We start from the raw sequence: 10,931 nt of genomic DNA on the forward strand, positions 1-10,931 counted from the left end.
GTGACCAAACCGACCATGGCAGAGAGCCCGAAAGTTGTGACAGAGAGTTATCTCACGCTGGTGGCCGCCGCGCCACGCGCGGCGGCCACCAGCAGCGGCTCACGCACCCCGGAGCACCGCACCGAACCGCCGGGCCGCCTCGGCCACCGCCGCGTCCCGGGCGGCCACCGCCTCCTCGCCGGTCAACGTCCGGTCCGGCGCCCGGAACACCAGCTTGTACGCCAGCGACCGGCGCCCCGGCCCCAACTGCTCGGAGGCGTACACGTCGAAGAGCCGGATAGACTCCAGCAGCTCACCGGCGCCCTCGGCCAGCGCCCGGCCCACCTCCTCGGCCGGGACGGCGGCGTCCAGCACCAGCGCCACGTCGATCAGCGCGGGCGGATAGCCGGAGATCCGGGGTGCCGGCACCACCGGGGCGGACGGCAGGGCATCCAGGTCGATCTCCAGGGCACTGGTCCGGGGCGGCAGATCCAGCTCGGCCAGTACCGCCGGATGCAGTTCCCCGGCGTGCCCCACCGGCACGTCGTCGACCCGGAACTCGGCGCACCGCCCCGGGTGCCAGGGCGCGTACTCCGCCTGCCGGACCACCACCCGCTCGCCGGGAATCCCGGCGGCGGCCAGTACCGTCCGGCCCGCCTCCACGGCGTCGGCCCAGCCGGCCGGGCGTCCCGGACCCCACCAGCCGGCCGGCTCCACCTCGCCGGTCAGCACCGCGGCGACCCGCCACGGCTGGTCCGGCAGGGCGGCGTCGGCGGCCCGGAACTCCTCGTCGCCCGGCCGGTGGTCGACACCCATCGCGGGCGGCGTGCCGGCCCCGGGACGGGGCAGGAAGACCATGCCGATCTCGTAGAGCGCCACGTCGCGGTGGCCGCGGCCGAGGTTGCGGCGCACCGCGCCGAGCAGGGTGCCGAGCAGCATGGTCCGCATCAGCGGCTCGGTGTCCGCCAGCGGGTTGGCCAGCCGTGCGGCGGTGCGGCGCGGGTCGTCGGCGGGCAGGCCGAGCAGGTCGAACAGCTCCGCGGCGACGAACGGCGGGGTGAGCACCTCGACGAAGCCGCTCTCGGCGAGCGTACGGCTCACCGAGCGGCGGCGCCGCTGCTCCGGGGTCAACCCCCGGCCGGGCGGGGCGACCGGCAGTACCGACGGCACCTTGTCGAAGCCGTCCAGCCGGATCACCTCCTCGACCAGGTCCGCCGGGTCGGTGAGGTCCGGCCGCCAGGTCGGCGGGGTCACCACCAGGGTGTCCGGCCCGCTCGCGTGCCGGCCGCCGTGCCCGTTGCCGGCGACGGCGGCCCGCCCGTTGCCGGCCACGCTCCGCGCGTCGCCGACCGCCACCACGCAGCCGACCCGCTCCAGCAGCGCCACGGTCCGGGCCGCCCCGTACGGCACCCCGGCCCGCCGGGCCGGCAGGTCCGCGTCGATCACGATCCGGCGCGGCGGGCTGACGTGGTCGACGTCGAGCACCTCGGCGCCCGCGGTGCCGCCACCGTACGTGGTGAGCAGCTCCACCGCCCGCTCCAGCGCGACCAGCGGCAGCGCCGGGTCGACGCCGCGCTCCCAGCGCTTGGCGGCCTCGCTGAACAGCCGGTGCCGGCGGGCGGTCCGGCCGACCACCACCGGGTCCCAGTGCGCCGCCTCGAAGAGCACGTTGACGGTGCTGTCGGCGACCTCGCTGGTCTCGCCACCCATCACGGCGGCGAGCGAGATCGGCACCCCGCCGTCACCGGCCATCGATCCGGGCAGGCCGGCGTCGCAGATCACCAGGTCCTCCGGGTCGAGGGCCCGGTCGACCCCGTCCAGCGTGGTCAGCCGCTCCCCCGGCACCGCCCGGCGGATCACCAACTCGCCCCGGAGCGCGTCCAGGTCGAAGGCGTGCATCGGCTGGCCCAGCTCCAGCATGAGGTAGTTGGTGATGTCTACCGGCAGGGAGATGGTCCGGATGCCGGCGTGGGTGAGCCGCTGCCGCATCCACTTCGGTGACTCGGCGGCCGGGTCGATGCCCCGGACCACCCGCGCGGCGAACCGGTCGCAGCCGACGGTGTCGATCACCCGGACGGGGTACGCCGGTTCCGGTGTCGCACCGGGGGCGGGCGAGCGCCCCGGGTCCCGGAACGGCACCTCGAAGGCGTGCGACAGCTCCCGGGCCAGGCCGCGTACGGACATCGCGTACCCCCGGTCCGGGGTGATCTCGACCTCGACCACCACGTCGTCGAGCCCGACCACCGGCCGCGCGTCGTCGCCGGGCTTGGCCGGCACGTCCTCGGGCAGCACCAGGATGCCCGCGTGGTCGTCGCCGATCCCCAGTTCGCGAGCCGAGCAGATCATCCCGTTGGAGTTGCGCCCGTACGTCTTGCGGGCGCCGATCGCGAACCCGCCGGGCAGTACGCCGCCGGGGAGGATCACCACCACCCGGTCGCCGACGGCGAAGTTGGTCGCCCCGCAGACGATCTCCTGCGGCTCGCCGGTGCCGTTCGCGGCGCCGACGTCGACCCGGACGAACCGGATCGGCTTCTTGAACCCGGTCAGCTCCTCGATCTCCAGCACCTCGCCGACCACCAGCGATCCGGCGACGGTGCCGCGCAGGTCCACGATGGACTCGACCTCGATGCCGAGGTTGACCAGCGCCTGGTCCAGTTCCTCGGTGCTCAGCTCGGCGGGCAGCTCGACATGCTCGCGCAGCCAGGAAACAGGAATTCGCATGACTCAGACCACCGCATCCGTTCCGACGTGCATCGCTTCCGTAGCCTCGTTCGTCATCCCGTTCACACCTCGACCCCGAACGCGCGGGTGAACCGCACGTCGCCCTCGGCCATGTCCCGCATGTCGCCGATGCCGTGCCGGAACATCAGGGTCCGCTCGATGCCCATCCCGAAGGCGAATCCGGAGTAGACGTCCGGGTCGATGCCGCAGGCCCGCAGCACCCGGGGGTTGACCATGCCGCAGCCGCCCCACTCCACCCAGCGCGGGCCGTCCCGGTGCTGGGCGAACCAGACGTCGAACTCGCCGCTCGGCTCGGTGAACGGGAAGTAGTGCGGGCGCCACCGGGTCCGCGCCTCGGCCCCGAACATCGCCCTGGCCAGGTGGTCCAGGGTGCCCCGCAGGTGCGCCATGGTGATCCCCTCGTCCACCACCAGCCCCTCGACCTGGTGGAAGACCGGACTGTGCGTGGCGTCCAGCTCGTCGGTCCGGTAGACCCGGCCGGGGCAGACCACGTAGATCGGCGGCTTGCGGGCCAACATCGTCCGAGCCTGCACCGGTGAGGTGTGCGTCCGGAGCACCAGACCCGGTACGTCCAGGTAGAAGGTGTCCATGGTGCCCCGGGCCGGGTGGTCCGGCGGGATGTTCAGGGCGTCGAAGTTGGTCCACTCCAACTCGACCTCGGGCCCCTCGGCGATCTCGTAGCCCATCCCGACGAAGAGGTCGCCGATCCGCTCCGCGAGGGTGCTGATCGGGTGCCGGGCGCCGCGCGGCCGCCGGTCGTAGCGGAGGGTGACGTCCACCCGCTCCTCGGCGAGGATCCGCTCGGCCCGCGCCGCCTGGACGACCGCCAGCCGCTGCGCGTACGCGGACTCGATCGACCGGCGGGCCTCGTTGACCCGCTTGCCTGCGTCGGACTTGGCGGCCGGCGGCAGCGCGCCGATCTCCCGGCGGGCCAGCGAGACCGGTGCCCGGTCGCCGAGGTGCACCCGGCGCAGTTCGGCCAGCCCGTCGGGGTCGGTGGCGGCCTCGAACGCCACCGCCGCGTCGGCCACCGCCGCCGCCAGCGCCTCCGGGTCGAGCAGGGCGACCTGTTTCGGGTCGTACGGGTCGTTGCGATACGTCATGGCGTGCGGCTACTCCCTCTGCGTCGCGGGCGGTGACCCCGCTGCCTCCGCGTCGAATGTCCCCGGCGCCGCGCGTGCTGCCGGCGGCACCTCGCCGGTGGCCCGGCCGGCCCGCTCCGCAGCGGTACGGGTACCGGGCGACCCGGTCGTGGTGCGCCGGAGCACCGGCGACGCCGTGGACAGGTCGGTGAACCTCGGTCGGCCTCCCCTCGCGCGCCGTTCGGGGCCCGAGCGAGTCGGGGCGACCGGCGCGCGCTGTTCAGGTGGGAAGGTTCGGTGGGCGCCCCTTGCGGGCGGCTCACAGAGTCTACGGACGGGCGGCTGGGCCGCAGCCCGCCGGTGGGAGGGGGACGCAGGGAGGAGAGGAGAGGTCAGCCCTGCCGCCCGCCGACACCGGCGGGCTGGCTAAACGAGCGGCGTCGCGCCTCGCGGACGCGCCCCTTCGCGGACTCGGTCATCAGGTCGACAACTCCCTGGTCAGTTCTGCTGGCCCGGCGCCCATCCTGCGCCCTCCGGCGCCCGACCATTATGCGCTCTCCGGCGGCGTGCGGGCGACACCGGACCGCAGGGCTCTGGCCGAAGCGTACAGGCAGACGGCGGCAGCGGCAGCCAGGTTGAGGCTCTCGGCGCGGCCGTGCAGCGGCACGCGTACCCGGGCGTCGGCGGTCCCGGCCAGCTCCGCCGGCAGGCCGTGCGCTTCGGAGCCGAAGAGCCAGGCGGTGGGCCGGGCCAAGCCACCGGAGTCGGCCAGCTCGTCCAGGTCGGTCTCGCCGTAGCCGGAGGCGGCCAGCACGGTGAGCCCGGCCGTCCGCAGCGCGACCACCACGTCGGCCGGGTCGGCGGCCCGGACCAGGTCGAGGTGGAAGAGGCTGCCGGCCGACGACCGCACGCACTTGCCGTTGTACGGGTCGACCGCGTCCCCGGTGAAGACCACCGCGCCGGCCCCGGCGGCGTCGGCGGTCCGCAGCACGGTGCCGGCGTTGCCCGGATCGCGGATCTCGGCCAGCACGGCGACCAGCCGGGGGCCCCGATCCAGCGCGGTGCCGATCGACACGTCGAGCCGGGAGCAGACCGCGACGATTCCCTGCGGGGCGACCGTCTCGGTCAGCGCCGCCAGCGCGTCGTCGGTCACCGCGGAGACCGGTACTCCGGCCCGGGCGGCGGTGTCGGCGAGGTCGGCGTACCGGTCGAGCCCGGCCGGGGTGCCGAAGAGCTCGACCGGCACACCGGGGACGGCCAGCGCCTCCCGGACCGCCTGCGGGCCCTCGGCCAGGAACCGGCCGGTGGTGTCGCGCTCCCGGCGCCGGTGCAGCCGCCGGGCCGCGACGATCCTCGGGGTACGCGAGGTGAAGAGTGGTCGATCCGAGTACCGGACATGGTCAAGGCGCCCCACGTGCGGATCTACCGACATGTGGGACGCCTCGATCGGGGTGTCGCGGTGGTCAGGCGGCCTGGGCCGACGCGCCGCCGGTGCCCTCGGCCGCCACGGCGGCGCGAGCGACCTCGACGATGGCCGCGAAGGCCGTCGGGTCGTTGACCGCGAGGTCGGCCAGGATCTTGCGGTCCACCTCGACGCCGGCCAGCTTCAGCCCCTGGATGAGCCGGTTGTAGGTCATCCCGTTGGCGCGGGCTGCCGCGTTGATCCGGGTGATCCAGAGCTGCCGGAAGTCGCCCTTGCGGTCCCGCCGGTCCCGGTAGGCGTACTGCATCGAGTGCAGCACCTGCTCCTTGGCCTTGCGGTAGAGCCGGGACCGCTGGCCGCGGTAGCCGCTGGCGCTCTCCAGCAGCGTACGGCGCTTCTTCTGGGCGTTCACTGACCGCTTGACGCGTGCCATCTCAACTACTCCTTCAGGTCAAGAGGCGCGCGTCAGCGGGCCAGCAACTTCTTGATTCGCTTGACGTCGGCCTTGGCCACCTCGACGGTGCCGGTGAGCCGGCGGGTCCGGGTGGAGGGCTTCTTCTCCAGGTTGTGCCGGAGGCCGGCCTGCTGGGCAACGATCTTGCCCCTGCCGGTCACCTTGACCCGCTTGCCCATCCCGGTGTGGCTCTTCATCTTCGGCATCTTGGTGCGTCTCTCCCCTGTTACTCGCCGGTGGTTCCGGCGGGTCCGGCCGGGCCGGGTGTGGCCCCGGCAGCCGGCGATGCCTCGGCGGCACCGGCCTCCCGCTCTCGCGGCGAGCCAGCCCGGGCAGCCGTGGCGGCCGCCTTGGTGGCCCGGTGCGGAGCCAGGACCATGATCATGTTACGGCCGTCCTGCTTCGGAGCGGCCTCGACGTACCCCAGTTCCGAGATCTCGGATTCGAGTCGGCGCAGGAGCCGGTAGCCCAGCTCCGGTCGACTCTGCTCGCGACCGCGGAACATGATCGTCACCTTGACCTTGTCGCCCGCCTTGAGGAACCGCACCACGTGACCCTTCTTGGTCTCGTAGTCGTGCGGATCGATCTTCGGCCGGAGCTTCATCTCCTTGATGACGGTCTGTTGCTGGTTACGCCTGGCTTCGCGCGCCTTGAGTGCGGACTCGTACTTGTACTTGCCGAAGTCCATGAGCTTGCACACCGGCGGGCGCGCCATGGGCGCAACCTCGACCAGGTCCAGGTCGACGTCCGCGGCCAGCTGCAGGGCGCGCTCCAGTGGGACGATGCCCACCTGCTCGCCCTCAGGGCCGACCAGTCGGACCTCACGTGCCCGGATCTGCTCGTTCACGCGTGGCTCGACGCTGATGGGGCCTCCTCGTGGTGATCCTCACCGGCCGCGCGTCAGCGGTGGCCGGTCCTGATGTCTTCGACCCAAAGCAGAAGGCCCCGGCACATGCCGGGGCCTGCTCGACCGGTCGATGGCGATCGACGATCGCACCCGGAGTCGGCGAGCCGATTCCGGTGACCGGACCCGGACACCAGGTGAGGCGACACGGGTGGGAGCAGGCGCTCCGCTTCTTGACTGCCTGTGGGTAAACCCAGACAGTGGTCGACTGGTAAAGACTAGCAGGTCAGCCCGCAGGATGCCAAAACGGGCACGCCGGAAACCGTGCGTCGCCGGCCGGCGATCAGTCCGCCGTCCGAGCGGCCTCGGTCCGCGGGGCCCCGGGTTCCGGCCGCGACTGCTGGTGTGCGGTGTGCAGGGCGCGCAGGGCGCGTACGCCGTCGACCGCCAGCTCCCGGTCCACCGCCTGGATGGCCAGCACCGGCATCCGCTCGTCGTCGTGCAGCTCCAGCGCCGCCCAGGCCGAGCCCCGGTCGAAGCGCACCGCCCGGATCACGTCCCAGGGCAGGGCGTAGCCGCCGAAGACGTTGCGCACCCGGACCCCGTCGGCGTCCGCCTCCACCCGGGGCCGGGTGAAGAGCAGCACCACGAACCCGCCCAGCACCCCCAGCCCGACCATGGCGAGTTGGTCGCCACGCTGGAAGGTGCCCGCCCCGGAACCGGTCGCACCGTGCAGCCCGACGCTCAGCAGGGCGAAGACCGCCACCAGCGCGGGAGCCAGGATCCAGCAGACCACCCGGATGCGTCGCGGGCGCACGCGCACGGTGCCGGGATCACGGGCGGCGGCGGACTCGGTCACGCCGTCCAGTCTGCCATCCCAGCCCAGGTCAGCCACCACCAGCCCGCCGACGCCGGCCGGCCGCCGCCACGTCGCCGGCCGCCGCCGGCGCGGGAGCGGGTCGAGGCACCGCCGGGGCACCCCGGGCCGCCCGGCCGGAGACGACCACCGCGAGCAGGACCAGCACGGCGCCGACCAGCACCGCCAGGCTCGCGCCGGGGCCGCCCGGCCGCAGGTCGAGCAGGAGCGCCCCGCCCAACTGCCCGGCGACCAGGGACAAACCGGTGCGGAGCAGTCCCACCGACCGGATGCCGACCAGCAGCGCGACGGTGATCGTCACGCCGAGCGGACCGCCGACGTACAGGTACCACTCGCGGGGCCAGCCGGTGGTGCCGAGCTGGGCCAGGGCGCCGGTCACCGCCGCCACCGGCAGCATCACCGTGCTGCTCAACGTGAAGTTGACCGCAGTGGCGGCGGCCGGGTTGGCGACCGTGGAGATCCGGCCGTTCAGCGCGCCCTGGACGGCCACCAGCACCCCGCAGACGCCACCGAGCAGCACCAGTCCCACCGCCACGTCGCCGACCGGCCGGCCGACCTGGGCCAGCGCCACCGCCGCGATCCCGAGCAGCGCACCCGCCACCCGGGACCGGGTCAGTCCCATCGGGCCGGCCGGGGCCAGCCGGGTCCGGTCGACGACCAGCCCGCCGCCGCTGTTGCCGGCCACCTGGGCGATTGTGTAAACCGCCACCCCGAGCACCGGCACGATGTACGTGGCCGCGACGATGAAGAACGTCCCGCACAGCCCGCCCAGGTACGTCCACCAGGGCAGCCTGGTCCGGCGCAGCACCCCGAGCCCGGACCGCATCGACGGCAGTGCGAGCAGGCCGAGCAGGACCAGCGTCATTCCCCCGGTGTTGTTGACCAACGCACCGATGATCGGATGACCGGTCCGCTCGCCCATTTCGGCGTTGGCCAGGCTCTGCGCCGCCGCCCCCACCCCGGCGAGCACGGTCAGCCCGATCGCCGCCCAGCCAGGCAGTACCTTCAGCAACGAGACACCCCGTCCACCCGACCCCGCCCGGCGCGACCCTCGACGGCCGGACGGCCCTCGACCGGTCGGGCGGCACGGAACGGCCGGCCCACAGGGTCGCGGCCAAGCTTCACAGCGGAGGACCGCCGGTGTCTGTGACCGAGATCGCTCGACCGGCGTGACCTGGGCGGCAGCCCCACGCCACCGACCGGCCCGCCCGCCCGGCGGGTGCGCCGCCGAGGAGGTGCCGGGTCGGGTGGAGGTGCCGATGTCAGGTTGGTCTGGACCCCACGGTCGGGCCGACTAGACGCCGGGTAGCCCGCCGGGGCGGAGCCGGTCAGGCACCTCGACCACCGTCCGGCGGCACCCGGGCAGCCAGCGCGTCGAGCACCTCGACCTGCCCGGGCGGTACCCCGACGTCCCAGCTCAACCGGCCGCCGGTCACACCGAGGCGGAAGGTGAAGAAGGAGCAGCAGTCGGATTCCCGCATCATCAGGTCGGCCACCCGGGCCGCCGTCCGCGGGGTCGGGGTCAACTCCAGCCGCAGCCGCGTCGGCTCGACCCGGCGCGCCGAGCGGACCGCCGTGCCGAGGATCCGGGCGAACTCGGCGAGTCGGACCGGCTGCTCCGCCGTCGGCAGCGTGCACGCCGAGGGCACCTCTCCGGGCGGGAAACCTCGCATCTCCGTAGTACCTCGCATGTCTGCCACACCTCAACGGTAAGCCGGTACCCCGGTACCGGATGCAACCCCTTACGCCGACAATTCGCTGGCCGGTCTCGAACCGCCGGCCTACGGTCAGCCGGATGTGGGGTCCGTTCGTGCCGGGGCTGCAACTGTGCCGGCTCTTCTACACCGACGCGGTGCGGCCGCTGCTCGCCGAGGCGTTCCCGGGGCTGCGGTACGCGGCGGCCCGGGTCGGCCCCGGGTCGGAGGTACTCGGCTTCGACACCGAGCGCTCGGTCGACCACGACTGGGGTCCCCGGCTCACCCTCTTCCTCTCCCCCTCCGACCTCGCCCGGTACGGCGAGCGGGTCACGGCGCTGCTGTCGGAGCGGCTGCCGAAGCAGATCCACGGCTGGCCGACGCATTTCCCCCGGTGCCCGGCCGGGCCCGGGTACCGGCCGGGACCGACGGGCCGGTGGCGCACCTCGTGCAGGTCACCGAGGTGGGCGCCTGGTGTGAGACGCAGCTGGGCTTCGATCCCCGGCCCGGGGTGACGACCTTCGACTGGCTGGCCACTCCCACCCAACTGCTCGCCGAGGTGACCGGTGGGGCGGTCTTCTCCGACGTTCTCGGCGAGCTGACCGCAGTGCGGGACCGCCTGCACTGGTATCCGGACGACGTCTGGCGCTACCTGCTGGCCTGCCAGTGGGCCCGGATCGGCCAGGAGGAGCCCTTCGTCGGGCGGACGGTTGAGGTCGGCGCCGAGGCGGGCAGCCGGGTGCTGGCGGCCCGGCTGACCCGGGACGTGATGCGGCTCTGCCTGCTGATGGCCCGCCGGTACCCGCCGTACGGCAAGTGGCTGGGCAGCGCCTTCGCCGCCCTGCCCGAGGCGTCGGCGGTCGCCGCCGCGCTGGACGGGGCGCTGACCGGGGACGCCACGGCGCGGCAGGCGGCTCTCTGCACCGCCTACGAGGCGGCCGGGGTCTGGCAGAACCGGCTCGGCCTGGCGGGGACGGTGGACCCGACCCGGCGGTGGTTCCACGATCGGCCGTACCCGGTCATCGGGGCCGACCGGTTCGCGGCCGCCCTGCTCGGCCGGATCACCGACCCGGAGATCGCCGGGCTGCCACTGGTGGGCGGGATCGACCAGTACGTGGACAGCACGCCCGTGTTGTGCCAACCGAAGCTGACCAGGGCATTGACGGCCGCCGCGTGGCGGTTTCGGTAGCGGTGACGCGGCGACATCGGGCAACCAGGGCTCGGCGGTCCGTCCCGTCTGGACCGGTGGTCCCCACGCCTGGCGAACGGTTCGGTAGCGTGCCTTCGCATGAGTGCCGTCGTGATCCACGCACCGGGCAAGGCTTCCCGCCGTACCGTCGCCGCACGTCGCCGTCTCGGGCTCGCCGGCCTCCTCGGGCTGGTGGTGTCGGTCGCGGGTTGTGCCGGCGAGGAACCGGCCGGCACGGCGGGCGCGTCACCGGCCGGCACGGCGACGACCGCCGCGGCGACGCCGAGCCCGACCCCGGCCTCGACGGACGGCTGCCCGGTCGACGCGGCGACCCTGTTCGCCGCGCTCAAGGCCAACCGGGAGATCTACTCCGCCCTCGACTCGAAGATCAGCGGCCTCCGCGACCTGGCCTGCTACCGGGGGTACGCGACCGCGACGACGATCGTGCCGCCGGAGCTGGTCGATCCGGCCTTCGTCGCCTTCGAGTACGAGCGGGACAGTGCGACGTGGACGGCGCTCACCGCCGGCACCGATGCGATCTGTACCGATCTGGTCCCGACCAACGTCATTCCCCGGCTGCCGGGCTGCGTCAACTCCTGATCGTTCGGGTTGCCCGGCCGGGCGAGGCAGTTCCGTGATCTCGGGAC

The 10,931-nt window shown here is 73.7% G+C and carries 12 protein-coding genes; 3 read left to right on the forward strand and 9 right to left on the reverse strand.

All coding sequences use genetic code 11. The features are described 5' to 3' along the window. Positions 1-99 precede the first annotated feature (99 nt). The 9 genes from EV371_RS00155 to EV371_RS00195 all read right to left on the reverse strand — a co-directional run bounded on the left by EV371_RS00155 (position 100) and on the right by EV371_RS00195 (position 9,092). Positions 100-2,700 carry a phenylalanine--tRNA ligase subunit beta gene (locus EV371_RS00155; protein WP_130460237.1) on the reverse strand — a complete coding sequence of 867 codons (2,601 nt, stop codon included), beginning with the start codon at positions 2,698-2,700 and terminating at the stop codon, positions 100-102. A gap of 62 nt (positions 2,701-2,762) precedes the next feature. Continuing rightward, positions 2,763-3,824, reverse strand: a complete 1,062-nt coding sequence (gene pheS / locus EV371_RS00160; protein WP_130460238.1) for a phenylalanine--tRNA ligase subunit alpha — start codon at positions 3,822-3,824, stop codon at positions 2,763-2,765. A gap of 526 nt (positions 3,825-4,350) precedes the next feature. After that, the gene (locus EV371_RS00165) at positions 4,351-5,235 is read right to left on the reverse strand and encodes a TrmH family RNA methyltransferase (protein ID WP_130460239.1); all 885 of its coding nucleotides are present in this window, start codon (positions 5,233-5,235) and stop codon (positions 4,351-4,353) included. A 31-nt stretch (positions 5,236-5,266) separates the two neighbouring features. Continuing rightward, positions 5,267-5,659, reverse strand: a complete 393-nt coding sequence (rplT, locus tag EV371_RS00170; RefSeq protein WP_130460240.1) for a 50S ribosomal protein L20 — start codon at positions 5,657-5,659, stop codon at positions 5,267-5,269. A 32-nt stretch (positions 5,660-5,691) separates the two neighbouring features. Next, positions 5,692-5,886, reverse strand: coding sequence for a 50S ribosomal protein L35 (gene rpmI / locus EV371_RS00175; protein ID WP_130460241.1), 195 nt, complete (start codon positions 5,884-5,886; stop codon positions 5,692-5,694). A gap of 20 nt (positions 5,887-5,906) precedes the next feature. Then, positions 5,907-6,527, reverse strand: a complete 621-nt coding sequence (gene infC, locus EV371_RS00180) for a translation initiation factor IF-3 (protein ID WP_130460242.1) — start codon at positions 6,525-6,527, stop codon at positions 5,907-5,909. 340 nt (positions 6,528-6,867) lie between these two features. Next, on the reverse strand, positions 6,868-7,383 hold the full coding sequence (locus tag EV371_RS00185) for a PH domain-containing protein (protein ID WP_349338548.1): 516 nt from the start codon (positions 7,381-7,383) through the stop codon (positions 6,868-6,870). Positions 7,384-7,411: 28 nt separating this feature from the next. Then, positions 7,412-8,413, reverse strand: coding sequence for a DMT family transporter (locus EV371_RS00190; protein WP_486484413.1), 1,002 nt, complete (start codon positions 8,411-8,413; stop codon positions 7,412-7,414). A gap of 316 nt (positions 8,414-8,729) precedes the next feature. Continuing rightward, the gene (locus tag EV371_RS00195; protein WP_486484414.1) at positions 8,730-9,092 is read right to left on the reverse strand and encodes a hypothetical protein; all 363 of its coding nucleotides are present in this window, start codon (positions 9,090-9,092) and stop codon (positions 8,730-8,732) included. Between the two features lie 104 nt (positions 9,093-9,196). Between EV371_RS00195 and EV371_RS34010 the strand changes: the two genes are divergently transcribed. The 3 genes from EV371_RS34010 to EV371_RS33210 all read left to right on the forward strand — a co-directional run bounded on the left by EV371_RS34010 (position 9,197) and on the right by EV371_RS33210 (position 10,884). After that, complete coding sequence (locus tag EV371_RS34010; RefSeq protein WP_486484415.1) at positions 9,197-9,610, forward strand: hypothetical protein; 414 nt, start codon at positions 9,197-9,199, stop codon at positions 9,608-9,610. Beyond that, positions 9,532-10,284 (forward strand): DUF4037 domain-containing protein, encoded by a 753-nt coding sequence (locus EV371_RS00200; protein WP_486484416.1) that lies wholly within the window; start codon positions 9,532-9,534, stop codon positions 10,282-10,284. Before EV371_RS34010 ends, EV371_RS00200 begins: the two co-directional genes overlap by 79 nt. 99 nt (positions 10,285-10,383) lie before the next feature. Next, positions 10,384-10,884: a hypothetical protein gene (locus EV371_RS33210; RefSeq protein ID WP_165436566.1), complete on the forward strand. Its 501-nt coding sequence runs from the start codon at positions 10,384-10,386 to the stop codon at positions 10,882-10,884. The last annotated feature ends 47 nt before the right edge of the window (positions 10,885-10,931 follow it).

This window comes from Plantactinospora sp. CNZ321 (assembly GCF_004217235.1).